Source organism: Catonella morbi ATCC 51271 (assembly GCF_000160035.2).
Lineage (GTDB): Bacteria > Bacillota > Clostridia > Lachnospirales > Lachnospiraceae > Catonella > Catonella morbi.
On the sequence record NZ_KI535371.1, the window covers coordinates 150,354 to 173,898 of the forward strand.

19 protein-coding genes are annotated in these 23,545 nt (G+C 36.5%); 15 read left to right on the plus strand and 4 right to left on the minus strand.

All coding sequences use genetic code 11. The annotated features are described in order from the left end of the window. Positions 1–34: 34 nt before the first annotated feature. Positions 35–853, minus strand: coding sequence for a helix-turn-helix domain-containing protein (locus GCWU000282_RS15245; RefSeq protein ID WP_023356089.1), 819 nt, complete (start codon positions 851–853; stop codon positions 35–37). Between the two features lie 204 nt (positions 854–1,057). Here GCWU000282_RS15245 and GCWU000282_RS15250 point away from each other — a divergent pair, with 204 nt between their 5' ends. The 9 genes from GCWU000282_RS15250 (at position 1,058) to galE (ending at position 15,467) form a co-directional block, all read left to right on the plus strand. Next, complete coding sequence (locus tag GCWU000282_RS15250; protein ID WP_023356090.1) at positions 1,058–2,518, plus strand: carbohydrate ABC transporter substrate-binding protein; 1,461 nt, start codon at positions 1,058–1,060, stop codon at positions 2,516–2,518. 59 nt (positions 2,519–2,577) lie between these two features. After that, positions 2,578–3,468, plus strand: coding sequence for a carbohydrate ABC transporter permease (locus GCWU000282_RS15255; RefSeq protein ID WP_023356091.1), 891 nt, complete (start codon positions 2,578–2,580; stop codon positions 3,466–3,468). A 17-nt stretch (positions 3,469–3,485) separates the two neighbouring features. Next, a complete protein-coding gene (locus GCWU000282_RS15260) occupies positions 3,486–4,352 on the plus strand; it encodes a carbohydrate ABC transporter permease (RefSeq protein ID WP_023356092.1) in 867 nt (288 codons plus the stop codon). A 10-nt stretch (positions 4,353–4,362) separates the two neighbouring features. Next, positions 4,363–4,530: a DUF6903 family protein gene (locus GCWU000282_RS16865; protein WP_023356093.1), complete on the plus strand. Its 168-nt coding sequence runs from the start codon at positions 4,363–4,365 to the stop codon at positions 4,528–4,530. A gap of 37 nt (positions 4,531–4,567) precedes the next feature. Then, positions 4,568–6,721, plus strand: coding sequence for a 1,3-beta-galactosyl-N-acetylhexosamine phosphorylase (gene gnpA / locus GCWU000282_RS15265; protein WP_035041420.1), 2,154 nt, complete (start codon positions 4,568–4,570; stop codon positions 6,719–6,721). Positions 6,722–6,747: 26 nt separating this feature from the next. Then, positions 6,748–7,800: a phosphotransferase enzyme family protein gene (locus tag GCWU000282_RS15270; protein WP_035041422.1), complete on the plus strand. Its 1,053-nt coding sequence runs from the start codon at positions 6,748–6,750 to the stop codon at positions 7,798–7,800. A 140-nt stretch (positions 7,801–7,940) separates the two neighbouring features. Further along, entirely contained in the window at positions 7,941–13,718 is a 5,778-nt protein-coding gene (locus GCWU000282_RS15275; protein ID WP_169730278.1) for an endo-alpha-N-acetylgalactosaminidase family protein, read from the plus strand. Between the two features lie 226 nt (positions 13,719–13,944). Then, positions 13,945–14,430 (plus strand): DUF5721 family protein, encoded by a 486-nt coding sequence (locus GCWU000282_RS15280; protein ID WP_023356097.1) that lies wholly within the window; start codon positions 13,945–13,947, stop codon positions 14,428–14,430. A gap of 20 nt (positions 14,431–14,450) precedes the next feature. Next, a complete protein-coding gene (gene galE, locus GCWU000282_RS15285) occupies positions 14,451–15,467 on the plus strand; it encodes a UDP-glucose 4-epimerase GalE (RefSeq protein ID WP_023356098.1) in 1,017 nt (338 codons plus the stop codon). Positions 15,468–15,745: 278 nt separating this feature from the next. Here galE and GCWU000282_RS16740 read toward each other — a convergent pair whose 3' ends face one another. The 3 genes from GCWU000282_RS16740 to GCWU000282_RS16125 all read right to left on the minus strand — a co-directional run bounded on the left by GCWU000282_RS16740 (position 15,746) and on the right by GCWU000282_RS16125 (position 18,119). Then, positions 15,746–16,588, minus strand: coding sequence for a DUF6892 domain-containing protein (locus GCWU000282_RS16740; RefSeq protein WP_023356100.1), 843 nt, complete (start codon positions 16,586–16,588; stop codon positions 15,746–15,748). Between the two features lie 347 nt (positions 16,589–16,935). Next, entirely contained in the window at positions 16,936–17,562 is a 627-nt protein-coding gene (locus GCWU000282_RS15295; protein ID WP_023356101.1) for a GNAT family N-acetyltransferase, read from the minus strand. Between the two features lie 134 nt (positions 17,563–17,696). After that, the gene (locus GCWU000282_RS16125; RefSeq protein WP_023356102.1) at positions 17,697–18,119 is read right to left on the minus strand and encodes a DUF4282 domain-containing protein; all 423 of its coding nucleotides are present in this window, start codon (positions 18,117–18,119) and stop codon (positions 17,697–17,699) included. 465 nt (positions 18,120–18,584) lie between these two features. Between GCWU000282_RS16125 and GCWU000282_RS15305 the strand changes: the two genes are divergently transcribed. The 6 genes from GCWU000282_RS15305 to GCWU000282_RS15330 all read left to right on the plus strand — a co-directional run bounded on the left by GCWU000282_RS15305 (position 18,585) and on the right by GCWU000282_RS15330 (position 23,319). Then, entirely contained in the window at positions 18,585–19,223 is a 639-nt protein-coding gene (locus tag GCWU000282_RS15305) for a hypothetical protein (RefSeq protein ID WP_023356103.1), read from the plus strand. Between the two features lie 161 nt (positions 19,224–19,384). Further along, positions 19,385–20,110, plus strand: a complete 726-nt coding sequence (locus tag GCWU000282_RS15310) for a hypothetical protein (RefSeq protein WP_023356104.1) — start codon at positions 19,385–19,387, stop codon at positions 20,108–20,110. A 269-nt stretch (positions 20,111–20,379) separates the two neighbouring features. Beyond that, positions 20,380–20,691 carry a hypothetical protein gene (locus GCWU000282_RS15315; protein ID WP_023356106.1) on the plus strand — a complete coding sequence of 104 codons (312 nt, stop codon included), beginning with the start codon at positions 20,380–20,382 and terminating at the stop codon, positions 20,689–20,691. Positions 20,692–21,074: 383 nt separating this feature from the next. Next, positions 21,075–21,425: a hypothetical protein gene (locus GCWU000282_RS15320; RefSeq protein WP_023356108.1), complete on the plus strand. Its 351-nt coding sequence runs from the start codon at positions 21,075–21,077 to the stop codon at positions 21,423–21,425. Between the two features lie 133 nt (positions 21,426–21,558). Further along, the gene (locus GCWU000282_RS16745; protein ID WP_156913167.1) at positions 21,559–21,738 is read left to right on the plus strand and encodes a hypothetical protein; all 180 of its coding nucleotides are present in this window, start codon (positions 21,559–21,561) and stop codon (positions 21,736–21,738) included. 192 nt (positions 21,739–21,930) lie between these two features. Continuing rightward, positions 21,931–23,319 carry an ATP-binding protein gene (locus tag GCWU000282_RS15330; protein ID WP_023356110.1) on the plus strand — a complete coding sequence of 463 codons (1,389 nt, stop codon included), beginning with the start codon at positions 21,931–21,933 and terminating at the stop codon, positions 23,317–23,319. The last annotated feature ends 226 nt before the right edge of the window (positions 23,320–23,545 follow it).

The window sequence follows — 23,545 nt, forward strand, 5'->3', positions numbered from 1 at the left end:
CATCGCGTGTGACAGCCTCTTAGTGCTTTATACACTATTTTGTCCGGTTGCGATATGCTTTTGGTGATAAACCGCAGCTTTTTATAAAACACTGGGTAAAATAACTCTGTGAGGAGAAACCGGTAGACTGAGATATTTGTGAAATGCTGTAATCGCTGTTTTCAAGCAGTTCCTTTGCGGCTCTGATACGGATTCCGCAAAGGTAATTAATAGGAGAGGAACCGAAATATTTGTTAAAAGAATGAATCAAATAGTATTTATTAAGGTTTGACAGCTTCGCCAGGTCATCTATGGTTATTTTGGATGCATAGTTTGAGTCCATGTATTTTTTTAACTTGAAACATTCTTTGCTGGCATTTACGGTAGGCTCGGTATCTATATCCGACTTGGTTATTCTGAGGATTTCTATAAGTATTATTTCCAGTATATTTTGACAAATGTGGTCTGAATATGCCTTGTTGCCTTCCTGCTCAGCAAGCATTGAGTCCATGTATTTTATAATATTAGGATTCTTGCTTATACAATTAAACATAAGATGGTTAGTATCTGTAAGATTTAGGCTAAAATTATCAACGGCAACCGCTATGTATTCAAGAGGATTCTTCTCATCAGACTTTTCTGTATGTGAGGCATTTGGATTTACCAGAATAAAATCGCCCTTTTTTAGAGGATAGATATTATTTTCCACATAGAATTCTCCCACTCCTCCCGTAACTAAAAAAAGTTCGGTGAAAGGATGGGTATGCATAAAGCTTGGCCAGTCATTCTCGTATTTTGTATAAGTTATATATATTAGGTTGCTCTTAGTAGTATCTGAAGGTTTATCAGTTATTTTATAATTTGAAAATCCCATAGTTTCTCTTTCTTTTGGTATATTTTTTATATTAGCTCTGTACTGAATTTACAACAATTCAAAAATTCATATAATATATTTTAAGGTATTTTTTAATAAAAAGCAATATATATAAAAAAATGAGCAACATAAATGTGGAAAAGAAACAAAACAATATATATAATTACAGCATAAGTTGAATAAATTTCACAAAGGAGAGGAAATATGAAAATAAAAAGAATGTTAGCATTAGCACTAAGTTTAACAATGGTTGGTGCATCACTTGCAGGTTGTGGCACAAAGACCGAGGGTACAGGAAGCAAGTCAGCGGGAAGTAAGGCTGCTTCAACCTCATCTATGAAGGCATCTACAGCTTCAACAACTTCATCTGCCAAGTCAGCTTCAACAGCGTCTGAAACAAAGACAGGCGGCACACTCAAACTTGCAGCTTTTGAAGGCGGTAACGGAGCAGAAATCTGGAATCAGATTAAAGCAGCTTTTGAAGCGGAAACAGGAGCAACTGTTGACCTTCACCTTTCATCAGAGCTTGACAAGGATCTTACAAAGTCCTTCCAGAACGGAGATATTCCTGACGTAGTCTACTATAACATGGGACAGAAGAGCGGTTTTACAGAGACCATGTTAAAGGAGAAGGCGATTGCAGATATAACAGATGTATTTGATGATGAGCTTAAGAGCAGATTAGTTGGGGGCATCACAGAAAATGCTACAGCTCAGCCTTATGCAGACGGAAAGATTTATCTTGCACCTTGGACTTATGTTCCTACAGGTTTTTGGTATAATGCAGATCTTATCGGAGAAGGTAAGAAATATAAACTTCCGACAACCTGGGACGAATTCTTTGCACTCGGAGATCAGGCAAAGAAGGATGGTATTGCGCTTTTCACCTATCCTACGTCAGGATATTTTGACTGCTCAATGTATCAGATGTTAGCTCAGTCGGGCGGAATGGAGTATTACAATAAGGCAGTTAATTACGATCCCGCAACTTGGACATCCAAAGAAGGTAAGCAGGTGGTTGATACAATAGCTAAGCTTGCTTCTAAAGATTATACCTGGTCAGATACAGTAGCAAATGCAAATGCTGATGGCGGATTTAAGAAAAACCAGCAGGCAGTTATAGACGGAAAAGCATTATTTATGCCAAACGGTAACTGGGTAATCGGTGAGATGGCAGCTTCCACACCTAAGGATTTCCACTGGGCTATGATGGCTCAGCCAAAGTTCTCGGCAGATCAGAAAACTCACGTATATACATATACAGAGCAGATTTGGATTCCAAAGGATGCTGCTAATATGGATCTTGCTAAGCAGTTCATTAAATTTATGTATTCAGATAAAGTTGTTGAACTTATGCTTGCAAACAAGAGCGTAAACAAAGAAACCAAGGAAGAAACTCCTGCTCCTATCATTTCCCCTGTAAAGGGTGCTTCCGATAAGCTTGAGGCAGGTCCGGTTAAAGATTCTTATACACTTACAAGTGCTGACGGTACAGAGGCTGTTGCCGGTGTATGGGCAACAACAAAGCCAATCAACGGCTTTGATATGAAGGCTACTGTTTATGGTGCTATTGATTCATTAAATACAGGAGAGCTTACAGCCGAGAAATACCAGGCACAGCTTGTAGAAGCTTGGGCTAAATTACTTGAAAATCTTGACAGATAACCAATTAGAATTTAACGGCGGGCTGTGACAGCCTGCCGCTTTTTATTAGGGAGAGATTTATGAACAGAAAAAAATCAGAGGGACGGTTTATAGCTGCTTGTCTTACGCCGGCTGTGATTTTAGTTATTTTATTTATATTTATTCCTACTTTTAATGTATTTCGTATGTCGCTGTACAGGATGGGAGGAATTACCAATAAACAGACCTTTGTAGGTTTTGATAATTTTAAGGATTTATTTGGAGACAAGAGCTTTATACAGGCTATGCAGAACTCCATCTTAATAATAGTTATAGTTACTCTGTGTACGGTATTCTTGGCAGTACTTTTTGCTACCCTACTTCAGAGAGGAAAATTTATAGGACAGAATTTTTTCAGGGTAATTTTTTATATACCTAATATCTTAAGTATAGTAGTAATAGCCGGTATTTTTGGTGCTATCTATGATCCTTCAAGCGGACTTTTAAATACATTTCTTAAAGCCATTCATCTTGACGGGCTTGCAAGACAGTGGATGGCAGAGCCGGGAATAGTTATATATTCAGTTATATTTGCCTTGGTATGGCAGGCAATCGGCTATTACATGGTTATGTATATGGCAAGTATGGCAGCTATTCCGCCTGATTTTTATGAGGCGGCTTCCCTTGACGGTGCATCTGAATTCCGTATGTTTTTTCAGATTACCCTTCCTCTTATCTGGACAAGTATAAGAACTACTCTTACTTTCTATATAATAAGTACAATAAACTTAAGTTTTCTCTTTGTACAGATTATGTCTGATGGTGGTCCAAACGGTAAGACAGAGGTATTCCTCAACTACATGTATAAGCAGGCTTACGGAAACGGAGCTTACGGATATGGTATGGCTATAGGTGTTACTGTATTTATATTCTCATTTGTGCTTGCGGGAACTGTGAATAAAATTACTGAAAGAAAAGTATATCAATTTTAGGAAAGGAGGGCGAAACTATGAAACGAATAGGAACAAAAACCTTATATCAGATTTTTGTGTATGTAGCACTTATAAGCCTTGCTGTTTCGATTATTATTCCGGTAGGCTGGGTTTTTATGGCGAGTTTTAAGAAAAATTCCGAGTTCTTAGGTGGTGATATCAGTCCTTGGGCTCTTCCTAAATCACTTAATCTTGATAACTTTATTACAGCCTTTAATGATGCGGGAATGGGAGAGTTTTTTGCTAACTCGGTTATTGTAACAGCTATAGGAATAGTTCTTTTATTAGTGCTTGCACTTCCTGCTGCTTATGTACTGGCAAGATTCTTCTTCAAAGGTAAGAAAGTTCTTGAAATAGGCTTTATGGCAGGACTTTTTGTAAATATAAACTATATAGTTGTACCTATCTTTCTTATGCTAAGCGATGCCAACAAGGCACTGAAGGTGACATTTTTCTTAGACAACAGATTTATATTGGCACTTATCTATGCTACCAGTGCTCTGCCTTTTACAATCTACCTGTTAAGTTCATATTTCAAAACTTTGCCAAAAGGATTTGAGGAAGCGGCTTATATAGACGGTTGCAGTCATTTTAAGACAATGCTTAAGATAATGATACCTATGGCCAAGCCAAGCATAATTACGGTTATTTTATTTAACTTCCTTTCATTTTGGAATGAATATATCATAGCCTACACCCTTATGGATAAGCATGAAACTCTGGCAATGGGACTTAAGAATCTGATGGCGGTAGAAAAGACAGCTACTAACTATGGAATTATGTATGCAGGTTTGGTTATAGTTATGCTTCCTACTCTGATACTTTATATTCTGGTTCAGAGAAGGCTTACAGAGGGTATGACTTTAGGCGGACTTAAAGGCTAAGGAGGACAGAATGAAAGAAAAAATAATAAATTTAGTTCTTGTAATATGCTTTATTCTGTCAGTCAGTTTGATTATAGCGGGGCAGAAAAATGTTTCTATAGTGGGCTTTACAAATGAAATCATAGGACTTGCAGGTTTGCTTGCAGTTCTGTTTGTATATAACAGAAAATACAGGTAATTTGGGTTTAATTAAAAATAAGTTTAAGGAGAAAGTAATGAACGGTAAGGGCAGGGTGACTATACCTACAGACATGGATGTAATTGAAGGAACTAAAGAACTTGCGAAAAAATGGGGGGCAGATGCGGTAAGAGATTGTGATGGTACGGATTTTCCCGAGGAACTTAAGGATGAGGGATTAAAGGTATATTCTACATATTACACAACCAGAAAAGATAATGCCTGGGCAAAGGCAAATCCCGATGAAATTCAGCAGCTCTATGTGATGACACCGAGATACACTGCTACAGAGGAGATGCTCAAGGTAAATCTTATGAAGGGACTTTACCCTGATATGCTTACTCCAAACAGCAGGGATGATATTAAAAGATGGTGGGAAGTAATAGACAGGACTACTGGAGAAGTTGTTCCGGTTAATGAATGGAGCTATGATGAAAGTACTACAACCGTAGAAGTAAATACAGTTAAATTTCATGAATATACAGTCAGCTTCCTAGCATACATAATGTGGGATCCGGTGCATATGTACAATGCAGTGGTAAATGACTGGAAGGATGTGGAGCATCAGATAACTTTTGATGTACGTCAACCAAAAACACATGCATTCACAATGACCAGACTTCGTAAGTTTATTGAAGACCATCCTTATGTAAATGTGCTTAGATTTACTACGTTTTTTCACCAGTTCACCTTGATTTTTGATGAAATGGCAAGAGAGAGATATGTGGACTGGTACGGATACTCAGCTTCGGTAAGCCCTTATATTTTAGAACAGTTTGAAAAGGAAGCAGGATACAGCTTCAGGCCTGAATTTATCATAGATCAGGGTTACTACAATAATCAGTACAGGATACCAAGTAAGGAATTCAGTGATTTTCAGGCATTTCAGAGAAGAGAAGTAGCAAAGATTGCAAAAGAAATGGTAGATATCTGTCATGAGTGCGGTAAAGAGGCAATGATGTTCCTTGGTGACCATTGGATCGGAACTGAGCCTTTTATGGATGAATTTAAGTCCATAGGGCTTGACGCAGTGGTTGGAAGTGTGGGAAACGGCTGTACTTTAAGACTTATAAGTGATATAGAGGGAGTAAAATATACTGAGGGGCGTTTCCTTCCATATTTCTTCCCTGACACCTTCCACGAGGGCGGTAATCCGGTCAAAGAAGCTAAAGAAAACTGGGTAACAGCAAGAAGGGCAATACTTAGAAAACCGATAGATAGAATAGGCTATGGCGGTTATTTAAAGCTTGCCATGCAGTTCCCTGACTTTGTAGACTATGTGGAAAGCGTATGTGACGAATTCAGAGTACTTTATGATAATATAAAGGGTTGCAAGGCTCATTCCTTAAAAAGAGTGGCTGTACTTAACTGCTGGGGCAAGATGAGAGCATGGGGCAATCATATGGTGCATCATGCACTGTACCAGAAACAGAACTATTCTTATTACGGAATAATAGAAGCATTATCCGGTGCACCTTTTGATGTTAAATTCATCAGTTTTGAAGACATACTTAAGGATAAAAATATTCTTTCTGGTATAGATGTTATTATAAATGTAGGTGATGCGGATACTGCTCATGGCGGTGGTGAGTACTGGACCAATCCTGATATAATCACTGCTGTTACGGAGTTTGTATATAACGGAGGAGGCTTTATCGGAGTAGGTGAGCCTAGTGCGCATCAGGCAAACGGACGCTTTTTCCAGCTTGCTAATATTTTAGGTGTGGAAGAGGAAAGAGGCTTTACCTTAGGATATGATAAGTATAACTGGGAAGAACATAAGCATTTTATTCTTGAAGATGTTACAAAAGAGATAGACTTTGGCGAGGGTAAGAAGAATATTTATGCATTAGAGGGAACAGACATCCTTGTGCAGAGAGAAAAAGAAGTACAGCTTGCGGTAAATAGTTTCGGGAAAGGCAGGTCAGTGTACATAAGCGGCTTGAAATACAGTTTTGAAAACAGCAGACTGCTTTACAGGGCGATTATGTGGAGTGCAGGAGCTGAAACTGAGCTTAAGAGATGGTTTTCTTCAAATTACAATGTGGAAGTACATGCCTACCTTAACAGCGGAAAGTACTGTGTAGTTAATAATACTTACGAACCACAGACTACAACTGTCTACAAAGGAGATGGCTCGTCATTTGAGCTAAAAATGGATGCAAACCGGATAATATGGTACGAAATCTAAGATTAGAATTAGGAAAGGGAAAAAATATGAGTGATGTTTTAAAAGCTTTTAAGTTTGACGGAGAAGCAGTTTCTAAGGAGCCTTATGGCAGTGGGCATATCAATTCAACTTTTTTAGTAGTTACAGATACAGGTAAAAGATATATACTACAAAAAATTAATAATAAAATATTCCCTGATGTAGCAGGGCTTATGAATAATATAATGCTTGTAACAGAGCATCTGAAGAAAAAGTATACAGACCCAAGAAGAGTGTTAAGTGTAATAAAAACAGTTGACGGCAAGCCTTTTGCTGAAATTGACGGTGAGTACTGGCGTGCTTATGACTTTGTGGAAGATTCACTCTGCTTACAGCTTCCTGAAAATAATGATGACTTTTACGAAAGTGCGGTTGCTTTTGGAAGTTTCGGTCAGGCTCTGTCGGATTTCCCGGTAGAAAAGCTTGTTGAGGTTATACCTGATTTTCATAATACACCGAGCAGGTTTAAAAAATTTCACGAAGTGCTTGAAAAAGATCCTGTGGGAAGGGCTGCATCGGTTCAGAAAGAAATTAAGTTTTGTCTGGACAGAGAAGAGGAAATGGGTACCTTACAGCGCCTTAGAAATGAGAAGGTGCTTCCTGACAGGGTTACACACAATGATACCAAGTTAAATAATGTACTTCTTGATAAAAATACAAGGAAAAATCTTTGTGTAATTGATCTTGATACGGTTATGCCGGGGCTCTGCCTTTATGATTATGGTGATTCCATAAGGTTTGGAGCTTCTACAGCTTTAGAGGATGAAAAGGATTTGTCAAAGGTTAGCATGAGTCTTGATTTATTTAAGATATATACAAAGGGATTTGTAAGTGCACTTCCTAATCTTACCAAAGAAGAAAGAGAATACTTGCCGCTTGGAGCAAAGACAATGACTTTTGAATGCGGAATGCGTTTTCTGACTGATTATCTGGACGGAGATCATTATTTTGCGGTTCACAGAGAAGGACATAATCTGGACAGAGCAAGAACTCAGTTTAAGCTGGTAGCTGATATGGAAAGTAAGTGGGAAGAAATGAAGAAGGTAGTAATGGAGTTGTAAATATAACTCAAATTGATATATGGAGTAAATAATTTGGGTAACAGGTTTAACTGCCATGAGGAAAGGAGGAAATTAAAAGGCGCGTTAATCACAGTGAGGAGATGATTTTGTTATATTACAGAAAGGAGAAAGCTGGAATTATGAGATCTAAAAAGATGAAAAGAGCATTATGTTTTGCTCTTGCTGCAGGTGTGTTTTTATCCACACCGCTTAATTCAAATCTGTATACAGCTTATGCAGAAGAGACTCCTGCAGGACAGGGCTCAGAAAAAAAGGTGTTTGACGGGGTATATGATGAGTGGAAGTTAGATGAACAGTGTACAAAAGGCGGTGAAAAGCTTGAGAGAGTTAAAGATAAGCTTAATTTTGCCTCAGGTACACAGAACGGAAACGGAACAACTGCTGATAAAAATTTTCCGGCGGTTGCGGTAAATCCTCATGAGTTTAACTTTAATGAGGAAGGGAATTTTTCATTTAAGCTTAAAAATAATACTCAGAGAAAAAATTCAAGGTTTGGTATATATCTGGGATACACTGATCCGGGAAATGCAATGTTTATAGGCTATGATCAGTTTGGATGGTTCTGGCAGAAATATAAAGGCGGAGATGGTCAATACTACCAGGGATGGCCTCGTACAGCCTCACCAAACAAAGGAAGCGAGGCAAAAGTAGATATAAGCTGGACCGCTGATAAAAAGGTTACTGTTAAAATAAATGATGTCGTAGTATTTGACAATGAAGATTGCAGTACCGCTTCTTGGGCAAGTAATAAGATTGCAATAAAGGCAGGCTCATTCAATGATGAGGTTACAGACGTAACTCTCAGAGACATCAAGTATACAGGGCAGCAAGCTACAGTATTGAAGGAATACGAAGTAAGCGGAAAGGTTCTTGATGATGATAATAATCCTTTAGCAGGAGCAAATATTTTTGTAGACGGCGAAAAGCAGACTGAGTCAGCAGCAGGAACAGGTGAATTTTCTCTGAAATTACAGAAAGGTAGATATACCTTGAAGTTTACAAAGGATGGTTATGAGTCAGAAGAAAAAGAACTTGATATAAATGATAGTTCTGTTTCAGACTTGACAGTGAAACTTGAAAATCCGGGCGAGGGAAAGACAGATATCATATCATCTGAGGATATGGATGTTACAGTAGATAAGACCTTCCCAAGAGTGGTAAAATACCTGATGAAAAAAGAAAATCTTAAAGATAAGGTATTTTACGGTCAGCAGGAACCGATAAGAACAATAAAGATAAACGGCAAAGATATAAGAGTAAAGAAGGCTGATGTGACTTCTGAAATAAACGGAAATACCATCAACTATATCTTAAAAGTAAGAAAAGGAACTGAGGTTGATGCCGTAATCAAAGCTTTCTTAAAAGTAGAGAAGAATACTCTTGCATTTGAGATTACAGAGATAACCAATAATCTGAATGATACTGATAACCCTATAGAGACTATAGAGATACCTAACCATGGACTTATATCCATAAGAGAGGGTCAGGAGAATCTAAGCTTTAAGGGTGCACTTATGTCATCCAATACTACAATCAATGGTGATGAAGACTTCACAGAGATTCCGGATAGTTATAATAGAGATTTTATGTATGCCTTTATTTCTGCAGACGGAATGAGTGCAGGACTTTGGAGTAACTCAGAAAATGATGGCAGAAATAAAGCATCATATATAAGTGCAGGAGGAGCAAGCAATACACGTATCTGGGCTGAATCAGGTGTGGCAGATGGGAAAAAGACGTTATCACTTTCAAGTACAAAGTGGTACTACCACAGAAAAGTGACAGATTCTCATAAAAGAGTGTTTGTTGTTACCGAAACAGAGATGCCTAAGACGAAGATTGTCATCACAGGAGATGAGAATGATGACAAAACAGTAGACTGGCAGGATGGAGCCATAGCTTTCAGAAGCATTATGAACAATCCGTTTAAGTCAGAAGAAGTACCTGAACTTGTGGCACACAGAATAGCTATGAATTTCGGCGGACAGGCACAGAATCCTTTCCTCACAACTCTTGACAATGTAAAGAGAGTGGCAATGCATACAGATGGTCTTGGACAGTCCGTTATATTAAAGGGATATGCAAATGAAGGACATGACTCGGGACATCCTGATTACTACGATATAGGAAGACGTATCGGTGGTGCAAAGGATATGAATACCCTTATGGAAAAGGGAAAAGATTTCGGTGCAAGATTCGGTATTCATATAAACTGTGGTGAGATGTATCCTGAGGCAAAAGCATTTAATGATGAATCGGTAAGAAGAGATCAGTACGGAAGATTACGTTATGGTTGGAACTGGATAGATCAGGGTGTCGGTCTTGACAGTGTGTACGACCTTGCTACAGGAAACAGAAAAGAGCGTTTTGATAAACTGAAAGCTTTGGTAGGAGATAACTTAGATTACATATATGTAGATATCTGGGGGAATCTTACAGGTGGAAATGATGATACCTGGCAGACCAGAAAGCTTTCTAAGGAAATTAATGACCGTGGCTGGAGAATGACTACAGAGTGGGGACCAACCAATGAATATGATTCTACCTTCCAGCACTGGGCGGCTGACCTTACTTACGGAGGTTATAAAGCTAAAGGTGAGAACTCAGAGGTTATGAGATTCCTTCGTAACCATCAAAAAGACTCTTGGGTAGCCAATTATCATGAGTATGGCGGTGCGGCATTTGCTCCTCTGCTTGGCGGCTACAATATGAAGGACTTTGAAGGCTGGCAGGGAAGAAATGATTATGATGCTTATATACAGAATCTATATGAGCATAATCTTACTACAAAATTTATACAGCATTTTAAGATAGTAAAATGGGAAGATGGCAAGCCATATGATTCATATATATGGGAATGGAATTATTCTAAGCGGAAATATGATAAGGTAGAATACACATATAAACCTGATAAGAAAATTACATTAAAAAATGATAGTGGTGATGTTCTTGTACTTGAAAGGGATTCTGACACCTTTGGCAGTTCTGAATTTTATAATAGAACTATTACATTAAATGGAAAGGTAATTGCAAAAGGAGCAGAACCTGAAACAAAGACAGGAAAGGGAACTGAGAGTTATTTGCTTCCTTGGGTATGGAATTCGGCAACAGGAGCGAGAGTTGCAGAAGCTGATGAGAAACTGTATCACTTTAATAATCAGGCAGGGGAGACTACCTGGGAGCTTCCTGATTCTTGGAAAGGTTTAGCTGATGTGAAGCTGTATAAGCTTACAGACCTTGGCAAGAAAGATGAACAGACTATACCTGTAGTAGATGGGAAGATAACTATAACTGCTGATGAAAAACAGCCTTATGTAATCTACAAGGGTAGCAAAGGCAATATGACTGTTAAATGGAGTGAGGGTATGCACATTATAGATGCAGGATTTAACAGTGGTAATTTTAATAGTTGGACAAAGGCAGGTACAGGAGAGGCTGAAATCGCAAAGAGTCAGTACAGCAATCCTATGATGAAACTTACAGGTGAAGTTGCTATGAGCCAGAAGCTTACAGACCTTACACCGGGCAGACAGTATGCAGTACTTGTTGGAGTAGATAACAGAAGTGATTCTAAAGCAGTAATAAGTATAACAGATGGAACGAAGAAGCTTGCAGAGAATTATACAATACGCTCAATCGCGAAGAACTATGTAAAGGCATATACACATAATACTAAGAGTGCTACAGTAGCTGGAAGCAGTTACTTCCAGCATATGTATGTGTTCTTTAAGGCTCCTAATTCGGGTGAAGCTGTGTTGACCCTATCAAAGCTTGATGGAGATGGAGATACATACTTTGATGATGTAAGAGTTGTAGAAAGTGATGCTGACAATATAACTTTTGATGAGAACGGAGAAGTGGTAAAGTTTACACAGGATTTTGAACATAGTGTGCAAGGCTTATATCCATTTGTTGTAGGCGGTATAGAAAATGTAGAAGATAATAGAATCCACCTTTCTGAGCTTCATGCACCTTACACACAGGCAGGCTGGGATGTGAAGAAGATGGATGATGTACTTGAGGGTGACTGGTCAGTGAAGATAAATGGATTGACAGGAAGAAACGCAATAGCTTTTCAGACCATACCTCAGAACTTTAGATTTGAACCGGGAGTGAAATATCACGTAAGTTTTAAGTATCAGTCAGGAAGTGACGGTATCTATGCAGTTGTAAAGGGAATAGGTGGAGAAATAAACTCAAAGCTTGAACCTTTGGCTATGGCTATGGGTGAGAATGCAGATGGTACATATGAGACTGATATAGTAGGTGATGAGTCCGGACAGACATGGTTTGGTATATATTCAACAGGTAAGGCAGCAGACCTGCAAGGAACATCCGGGGCAGCAGCTAACTTTGGTGGCTATCAGGATTTTGTACTTGATGATCTTGTTATAACACGAGTAGATGATGTTATACAGGAAAGTGACTTAACAGCTCTTATTGAGAGGGCTAAAAAGGAACTTACAAAAGATGTTCTTTCTGCTGCAAATTATAAGAGGGCACAGATTGCAATAGCTAAGGCTGAAGTTGCATTAAAGGAAGACGGAAAGAGTCAAAAGAGTATAAATGCAGCTTATTATAACTTAGATACACTGTTAAAGGAATTATCCGGTAGCAGTACTGAAGTTGATCCGGAAGATGACTCAAATGATTTATCAGTAGATGGAATGACAGCAACTGCCGGAAGTGAGCATAAGGGCGAACCGGGTGAAGGCTTGGCAGAGTATGCTATAGATAATAATGAAAGTACAATATGGCATACGTATTGGTATGCTCCACAGAGTGAAGGACTTTCCAATAAATGGATTGATATACAGCTTAAGGAAGCTGATACTGTAACCGGAGTAAGATTTTTACAGAGAAGTGGCAGCCAGAATGGAAGAATAGCAAAAGCTGAAATACAGGTAAAGAAGAAAGGTGAAACGAATTATAAGACAGTAAAAACTTCTGACTTTAATACATCAGGTTGGAATATAGTGACTTTTGCAGCCGAAGAAAATGTAACTAATGTAAGAATTCAACCATTGAGTACTACCGGAGGTAAGGCAGATGAAGTTAATAGATTTGCTTCCCTTGCTGAAGTAAGGATTTTAACAAAGAAAGAAGTAGAGGAAGCTAAGCCTGATAAAACTGCACTTGAAGAACTGGTAACAAAGGCAGAAGATATCAAGAAGAAAAAGGCTACTACTAACAACGTAGCTGTTCTTGAGGAAAAAATCAAAGAGGCTAAGGCTGTTTTGGTCAAAAAAGATTCAAGTCACTTTGATATATTACTTGCAGAGGCTAATCTTAAGAAGGTACTTAAAGATTTAGAAGACGGAAAGTATAAGAAAAACACAAATGTAACACCTTCTGTACCTTCTACACCTTCTGTACCTTCCGGACCTTCCGGGCCTTCAAAAGGAAATGAAGAAAAACCAAATGTTAAAAAACCTTCTGATACTGTAGAGGTAACTGAGGACAAAACTGCAGAAGGAACAGCAAATACAGACAAGTCTGCAAAAACTCTTAAAAAAGATAAACGTATCTTAAATGCTTTAAAGGAAGTGAAGACAGAGATCAAGGCGCTGAAGGCATTACTGAAAGGAACTTTCAAGAAGTTTGACATTGTAAAGCAGTTAAAGAACTACAGAAAAGCTGCTAAGAATGATAAGACCTTCCTGTCTATAAAGAAAAGTGTTAATCGCGCAATCTCTTTCTTAGAGAAGAATAAGATAACCAATATTAACAGTCTTCTTAAGAAACTTGCAAATCTTAATAAACAGCTTAAGAAACTACAGGCTTCAAACAAGAATGCTGAAAATGAGGCTAAAATTAAAAAGTTACAGAAAGAAATGGCTGATATAAAGTCTGTAATAAGCTCTTTAGAAGGTGCAAAGAAGTTTTTTAAGAAATAAGTTACAGTCCTGATTTAAGAATTTAGGTTTATGGGAAGTCATACGGGGCTTAAGGAAAGTTCTGTATGGCTTCCTTTCTACCAATGTGTCAGCAATATTTCTACCTTTACATAAAGTTCTTGTAGTGATAAAATATAGATTAGTAAGATTTTAATTGTATTTAAGCAGTTTTTATGAATATTAATTTTAGGAAAGGGCTGTGTTTGTTTTTAGCTCGGGGTTATGAATGGTAGCATTTAAGATTGTAGATGTTAAGAATTTTATGAATAAACTTCTTATTGGAGAAGTATTTGATAATTTTCTGCTTGTATCTTTTGAGATAAGCAGTTTTGCAAAAGTTACAATAGACGGAGTCAGAAATGAAGCCTGGTATGAGGACAGTGAAAGCCCGGGAAGGTATCTTAGCTGGAAAGAACTTCGTAATAAGGTTTCTCTATTGGTAAAGGGAGACAGGATACCGCTAACTATGAAGGCGGTGTTCAGACTTTCGGAAACCAATACAGAGAAGGTAGCCGCTAAACTTGGAGTAAATGACGCAGCAGAAAAAGATTATGGATTATTTTTTAACCTTAAATTTGAAAATAATGAAGTAAATATAGTTACGGGAGTATCAGTTACAGATTTTCTAATAAGTAAGGAACTTGGAAATTTGTGGGATGAAGATCTGCTCAAATTTCTGAAATATTATCAGATTGCGGTAGAAATGCTGTAATCTTAGTACAGGAGGGAAATATGAGAGTATTGGTTACAGGTGGTGCAGGTTATATCGGAAGCCATACCTGTGTGGAGCTGCTTAATGCAGGACATGAGGTAGTGGTTTTTGACAATTTCTACAACTCAAGTATGGAGTCCATCAAAAGAGTAGAAAAGATTACAGGAAAGAGCATCAAGTTCTATGAGGCAGACATGCTTGACAGTGCTGCCATGGATAAGATATTTGCAGAAAATAAGATAGATGCGGTTATTCATTTTGCAGGTTATAAAGCAGTGGGAGAATCAGTACATAAGCCTCTTGAATATTATTATAACAACCTTACGGGAACACTTTTACTTGTAGAGGCAATGAAAAAGCACGGAGTAAAGAATATTATATTTTCATCTTCCGCAACTGTATACGGAGAGCCTGAGAAACTCCCTCTTACTGAGGATATGCCACATGGAGCAGCTTCATCGCCTTATGGGGCAACAAAGATGATGCAGGAAGAAATGTTTAAGGATTTTCACGTTGCGGACAAAGATTTCAGCGTAATACTTTTAAGATATTTCAATCCTATCGGAGCGCATGAAAGCGGACTCATAGGTGAGGATCCTAAGGGAATACCTAATAACCTTGTGCCATATATAGCTCAGGTAGCGGTGGGAAAACTTCCAAAGCTCGGTATATTCGGAGATGATTATGATACTGCGGACGGAACCTGCTTAAGAGATTATATCCATGTAGTAGACCTTGCAAGGGGACATGTACTTGCTCTTAAAAAGTTTGAGGAAGAACCTGCGGTAAGAATATATAACCTTGGTACCGGCAACGGCATTTCCGTACTTGAAGTTTTCCATGCTTTCGAGAAGGCTTGCGGCAAAGAGCTTGCTTATGAGATAAAGCCAAGAAGAGACGGAGATGTGCCTGTTTGTTATGCAGACAGCTCTAAGGCTGAAAGGGAGCTGGGATTTAAGGCAGAGTACGGAATAGAGAGAATGTGTGCTGACTCTTGGAGATGGCAGTCTATGAATCCGGATGGATATAGAGGATAAATACCTTAACTTTTGGTTGTAAAAGAATTTATTTTGCCTGAATTATTCACAAAACATCTTGTAAAATATCGTAATCAAACCACAGGGCATAATCACGATATTTTACAGATGTTTGGTAATATCACCCCACAGTTGCAGAACGAAAACAGTTCATCCTACCGGACTGTGCGGAAGAAGAGGTCTGTGACCTATGAAGTGAATAATTTGGGTTTTATATATCTTTTCTTGGTGAGACAGCCCTATTTATTTAAAATAATACGCAGCATGAGAATTCTCTGTTAGAGTAATTCTACCTCAATATTAGCAGCATCAAAAGTTTCTTTTATTTTGTCAAAATTGCTGCTCAAAATAGTTGCATTTTTAAGATTTGGAAATTGCCTCAGTTCCGTCAAAGTTACTTCATTTAAGTCAAAGCAGCCATCTTCTCCATCCCACTGAGGGATGATATTCATATACACCTCATTACCGCCATCCATATAAATTGTTTCTACCTGCGGTGCAAATTTTTTTGGAATTGGCAGGTTTCTAAAATAGTTGAGTGCAGGCTCAATTATGGTGTAACTTTCTGTATCGATTTCTTCATCTTTGTATTGGTCGGCAAAATCATAAATGTCAAAAGATGGCTCTAAAAGGTTTAAGTCATACATCAATGTTTGAACAATAGCCAGTTTAAAATTTAAATTGTCAAAATGGAGAAAGTCTTCCGTACTATTCTGAGTAAAGTTTGTCATATTCTGTCCTCCTGTATCGGTATTTTTCATTATGTCTATAGCTTTAGCCGCTTCAGCTTGCAGACATTTATTTTTGTATATAAGAACAACAATTAGGGGTAAGGCTATAATGTGTAGGCAGGCAATTCCTCCTGCAAGTGCCATAACTATGTAATGATTTCTTGTAGGACTGCCGTCTGAAATACTATTAAGAAAATCTGCTAAGAGATCAAAAATTTTACCATCACTTAATATAAACAACAAAATACATTCTGCAGCAAGTAATAGGAAAAATATAATAATCATTCTTTTTGCTGCTTTATCACATATATTCATTTTGGTTTCTAAGCTTATGGATTCAGCATCAGGTATATTACAAAACCATTTCTTAGCGCGTTCTTCTTTTGTCATAAACTGCCTCCTTAGTAAATTATAAGTCGTTACCCTAGATTTTCAAACTAAGTTGACGCTTCGAATGATAACATTTCGCTCCGGCATCCGCTTCGCTTCGCCTAATGCGCTCGCTTAGAATTTATCATTCGAAACTGCCATCATAAAGTTGTATAAAATTTATCTGATTATATATCTATTGATACTATATCATTATTAATGCTGTTTAACAATAAAGTTATAATTATCTTTGAGCCAAATCATAGGGTTATAATCATTTCCTATGTTTATTCAGGCTACTGTATTAGATGTTGTTAAAATTAAAAAAGCTCCCCACCATACTAAAACAGTGAGGAGCCCCATTTCATTTAGAATATCTGTCCCGGTAATTTTAATTTTTCTTTAGGTGGAAAGCCTTTATCAAATTCTTCAATATCAGCTTCATCTACCTCGTACCCCTGTGGTGTAAGGTAGGCACCGGTTACATTATCAAGATATCCGGGAATAAGTTCCTTGCAGAGAAAGAAAGAAGTATCTGCATCGGCCGGCAGGTCATTATAGCTTATTCCAAACTTTTTTGCGTAATCGAATCCGCTTTTACCGTAGAAATCGATATTGCCCTCAAAAAGTACAGCTCCAAAACCAAGTTTTGCGGCCATTTCCAAGGAATAATCCAGTAAGATTTTACCATAGCCCTTGCGTTTAAGCCCGGGTGCTATACAAATAGGTCCCATTGTAAGGACTTCTGTTGTCTTACCGTCATCAGCTTTGATTATGGTTTTCATAAACATATTTTGACCTATGATAATGCCATCTTTTTCCATAACAAAATCCAGTTCCTTTACAAAGGCAGGATCATCTCTAAGTACATGGATTAGATAATGCTCACCACAGCCGGGGCGGTAAATGTTCCAGAATGATTCCCTGATAAGGTTCTCAACTTCTCTGTAGTCTTTGTTTTCCTCTAAACGAATGATATAGTCATTTTTATTCATTATTTATTTTTTCCTCCTGAAAATTGTTGACTTCAACTGCACTTTGGCGGGAGGCTTGTGATTATAAACAAACCTCCCGGTTAGCCTACAATCTCCTTTGTGTTGTACTTTCTCAAACAGCACTCTCCTTAAAATTATTTTTTATTATAAAAGTAATCCTTTATCTTGGCAAGATTGTCATTGATATTAAAGATTACTACCATAAGCTCTGCCCAAACTCTCACACCTATAGGTCCGAATATAAGGATGAGAAGTCCCCAAACAAAGTTACTTGTTCCTGTAAAAGGGTTGCGTGAAAGCATAGTTGTAATAGCTGATATCACAACACCTATAAGAGCTAAGAAATAAAGCAACTTAATAAGCTTTGTGGAAATCATAACATCAAAATTCAAAATATTTGAGAAAAATGTTTTTCCCCCATCCTTGGCAGCTTCAGCTATTTTCTCATACGCCTGATTAAAATTGTCATTACCGTTATTATTTTGGTTTCCGCCGGCATTTGACTGATTTGCCCCACTTGGCTGCTGCAATTCATTCTGATTGTTGTTTTCTTCCATTATAAATCCTCCTCGTAACAAAAAAATTAATATTATTCACATTACACGGTCATATAATAAATGTGTGTTGCGAATAAGATAGTATACTTTTGCCACCTATATAAAAAGCGTACTTTAGTATAGGTAAACACAGCATATTATCAATATATAATAAATTATACACTAAGATGGGATAATAGTACAGTATATATATTTATTTATTATTTTAGGAAAATAGAAATTTAAGTTAATGATCTGAGTTTATGCAAAGAAATGGGATACAGTATATATAATCGGTAAATATATTAGCCACAAGCATTTTGTAAGAATGTTACCATAATTTTGACTATTTTTATAAATATTATAATATAAATTAAAAATATTCTATATATTAAGTGAGTGGAGCTTTATGAGACATCAGAATCATTTACAGACAAGTAAGAGGGATTACTTGCTTAAGTTAAAATGTGAAAGGAGTGATTAAGTATGAAAAAAATTTTAAGTCTAATCGTATTAGCGTTAGTTATCATGACTGCTTGTGCAAAAACTGAGAATACAGAACAGACTTCCTCGAAGGACATAATTAATCAGAGTTCACATCTAAGCTCACATGAGAGTTCACAGGCAAATCAAGAGAAACCCGAATTCAAAGAGTTTAACGGTAAAATCGCTATGTTAACAGAGGATGTTAACTTAAAACAGCCTTATGTGATAACGACAAATGCAGATGGAGATACAGTTCGTCTGGATATGGATGAAGATGTTGATTGTTCTCTTAAGAAAAATGATATAGTTGTAGTGATAGATGAGAAAGATGAGATTTGCAGAGTTACTAAAGTATCCGGTGATATTCCGCGTACTCGGGGAAGCGTTGAAAAAAGTAAGCTCAATTTTGAACCATCTTCTTTTGTGGACAATGCAAATCAGGCAGTAGTTCATGAGGCAGTAGGATATGATGCTGTTAATGGGAAAGAACAAGGAGCGGTAAGTGCTTCTTGTGATATTGAAGAGCGAAAAGATGCTTGGGTCAGAGTGTCGATGGTAGGCGGTGTACCTGATTTATGGTTTAAGAAAAAAGATTTATCATATGATTTTGATACTGTGGTTACGGATTATGTTCACTGATATATTGTGATTTTAAGAAGTTAAACAGGAGCTGCATTTTCACGCATAGCAATTTAAAGGTGCATAACAGAGATAACTTGATAAAAAGTAGTTAGCGAGGAGTGTTATATTTCTTAAGAGAAATTGTAGTACAAAATTATGATTGAAAGTGAGGAAAATGAATGTTAAAAAATAAAATGTTCGGTGTATGCTTAGGGTTAATAGTATCAGCAGCTATAATAATGTTCCCCATAGATGTATTTGCAAAACCCGGTAATATTACTGTAGACAAGAATGCTGATAATCAATTAGAAGATGGGCGATTAGAACTGCAAAATAAGGTTGATAAATTTATGGAGACAGCTCTGGCTTCCGATCCAAGCCTGGATAAGGAGAAAATAAGTGAATTTTCATCTGATTTTTTAGATGTATATAAGCTGTACAAAGAGATGTATGTAGATATGTCTGAAGAAGAACTTATAGAAAGAGCTACAGACAATGTGTTATGTAAAATGGAAATGATGGTTTATTATACAGAAGAGGAAGAAGCAGAATTAGACAGAAAGTGTAATAATAATGAACCGGATGGGTACGAGAGCATTGCTATTTATATAAATGAACACCTTAATCCGGACTATGTCGCAACGGTAAATACAACTGAAAAGAATATAGAAATCTTAAAGAAGAGTTGGAATGAGTTATCGGAAGAGATGAAAATAGGAGCTGCTTTATATATTGAAGATATGGGAACGGGTAATACAATGACAGAGCCCATAGATATGGAATCAAAGTTAAATAATAAAAACTATCCTGATTGGATCTCGGATTTTGCTAATTTTGTTTCACAGTGTCTTGATGCCTGTAAAAAAGTAATTAATACCCTAAACTTAGAAATAATAAAAGTTTAAGTTATCAATACCCTAAACTTAGAAATAATAAAAGTTTAGGGTATACTTCTATCATAGGGTGGGGTGAGAGTACTATGAAAAATAATAAAAGGTTAAAAGAGCGTAATATATATTTTAATAAGTTGATTGCATTTAAGGATACAGACTCAAAAAATATAAAACACCGATTGAAAGAAAATACTCTTAGGGTTGATTAAGATTTAATTTAGTGATGTGGGAATTAACTTTGTGAAAATAAGAAATTTTTGAATAGATAGGAGTGGTACTATATGAAAATGAGTATATTTTTGAAACGTATAAGACTCCCTGACTCAATAATTTATTATATTATACAGGGCTGTCTTTTGATAATAATATTTATAAATACAATAATCGAAAGAGGATTCTTTTGGATTAATACATGGTCTCTTATATTTGGTTTAATTTTTTTGTGTATAGCATTAGGCCTGCACATTGAAGATGTAAAGAGAAACAAAGAATACCTCAAAAAGCTTAGGGAAGAAGAGAAAGTCTTAAGCTCCGATGAATTTTCGGTTGAAGCAAAAAATAGTACTCAAAAAGGATCAGAAAACAAGTTTTGAAGATGTTACTTATAGTCTGAGAACTGACCCATAATATAAAAGTTACTTTAAAACGATCACAGGATAATAGTGGTCTATTTAAAGGAGGTGATTCCAATGATGATGTTGTAAACTACCGTAATACATATGAAGCAATAGTTTTGATTGATTTAGTTAAATAAGGTAGGTGAAACATGAAAAAAAGTCTATTAGGAATAAGCGTTCTACTTTTTGCTATTTTGTTTCAATTGTGCTCTACGAGAATGGAAGTAGTTTCTCTTATAATTGGAATTGCAGGTATTACCATAACCACTTTTTCTGTAATTGAAAAGAAAGATTAAACCACAATATAATGAAGTAAGGGGCTGCAGTACTAAGAATTAGTGCACGGATGGAGGAATATTATGCTAAAGAAGTTAACTAGGAGATTTCCAATTATAATTGCACCTGTTGTTATATTAATATTAGTGAGTATAATAAAATTCCAAATTTGGAATCCTATTATTGTAATTGAGGGGTTGATTAAGATTAAATTTAGTGATGTGGAAATTATAGAATTAAATAAAGACCCCAAGATTGTACTAGCCAAGCCATCTGCTGATGTATTTATAAAATATATGAAAGATAGTGGTTATGATGTGATAGAGGAAGAACGACTTGGAAGTATGTATGTATTCTACAATCATTTAACCGGTACTAAGAGTGAAGTTTTTTGTAATATGAATGGATATTATTCTTTATGGACTTGGAATTAAAATTTATATCAAAGAAATATAATGTTTCATTATGGGTGAGCACTCCATCAGTTATCAAATAGTATCATTCTTTCCGGAAGTAAAACAGTTTAATTACTCCGTTTTATGGGATGATAAGGAAAGAAAAGAGGCTATGAAACTTATAATTGATGAAGAAGCTGTAAATAAGCTGTATAGCAACTATTGGGAGGTAGTACGTAGTCAGAATGATGGTTATGAAAATACATATAAAGATATTTTTTCATCAATTATAGAAACAGAAGAGTCTAAGAAATGGCGAGAGGTAATAGATAAAAATGCCACTCTTCCATAAGAATAATGTGACAATTATATTTATAAATACAATAATTGAAAGAGGATTCTTTTGATAAGTTCAATCTCTATGCTGAGTCAGGAGAAAAAGAATACCGGATTGAAATACTTATTTGACTTTTGCCTAAAATATTGATAGACTACCCATAGGTAGACTACCCATAAGTAGTTAAAGAAAACAAGGGGTAATTATATGATAGGGCGTGGGAATGAGTTAGAAATGCTTAATTCTTTGTATGAAAGTAATAAATTTGAGTATCTTGTTATGTATGGCAGAAGGAGAATTGGAAAGACAACATTGTTGCAGGAATTTGCAAAAGATAAAAATGCTGTTTTTTTTCCTGCACAGGAGAAAAATGATGTACTAAACCTGCAGGATTTTTCCAAAATGGTACAGCTAAAACTTGATGGAACCTTTATTGCTTCCTTTGAGGGGTGGAGGGCTGCATTTGAGTACATTGACAAAAAGGTAACTGTGAGAACTCTAATAATAATTGATGAATTTCCATTTATAGCAGAAGAAAATCCTACTATTAAATCAATATTGCAACATGTGATTGATCATTTTTGGAAGAATAACAAAAACATATTTTTGATACTTTGCGGTTCTTCTGTAAGCTTTATGGAGTCAGATATTATGGGAAACAAGAGCCCTCTGCACAACAGGCAGACATCAAGCCTTGAAGTGCTTCCGTTTGATTATTATGAGAGTAGCCTGTTTTACCCTAAGTATTCTTATGAACAGAAACTCATTGCATATGGTATTCTTGGAGGAGTTCCAAGATATCTGGAAGCTTTTGATGACTATTTGTCAATCGAAGAAAACATTGCAAAAAATATCATAAAAAAAGGAGCTTATTTAAATGAAGAACCATTAAATCTCCTTAGGGCAGAACTTAGAGATCCTAACGTATACAATAGCATTCTCGGTGCAATTGCAAATGGGAGAAATAAGGTTCTGGAGATATCCGATTATCTGCATGAAGAAAGGAATAAAGTATCAAAATATCTATTAGTATTGCAGACAATGCGACTTGTGGAGAAAAAAGTTCCTTGTGGTGAAGGAGAGGGTAGCCGTAAAGGAATATACAAGCTTACAGATAACTTTTTCAGGTTTTGGTTTAGATATGAGTTTACTAACAATGTGTATTATGAAATGTTGGGGGCTGATGCGGCTTCAAAGGAGATAATGGAAGGAATCTCTGATTATATGGGAGATGCGTTTGAGGGAATATGTACGGAGTATTTTGTTAAAAAGGCCAAAAAAGGCAGATTGCCATTTGTACCATTTATGATAGGAAAATGGTGGGGCAATAATCTGCACATTAAGGCACAGGATGATGTTGATATACTTATGATAGATAAGACGGGTAAAAAAGGAATTTTTGTGGAATGTAAATTTACAAATTCCCCAATGCCACATAAAGAGTATGAAGATTTAAAAAATGCAATGCTTGCCTTCCCTGACATAAAAGAAAAATATATGTATTTTATAAGCAAATCAGGGTATGAAGCCTCAGTCATACGTCATGCTGAAGAAGATGGAGCATTACTGCTTGGTTTGGGAGAATTGTTTGAATAGATGTCACTAGTGTATTGACATATTGATATTTAACAAAATACTTCTGGCTATTTTTGCCGTTTTATGATAAAATAAAAGAAACGGCGGTGATTTATATGGCAAGACCAAAAAAGTATAAAATCGAACTTACGGATAACGAATTAAAAATCTTAAAATCTGTCATCCGAAAAAACAAAACATCCAAAACAATTCGATGCAGATGCCAGATCATTATTGATTTGGATGA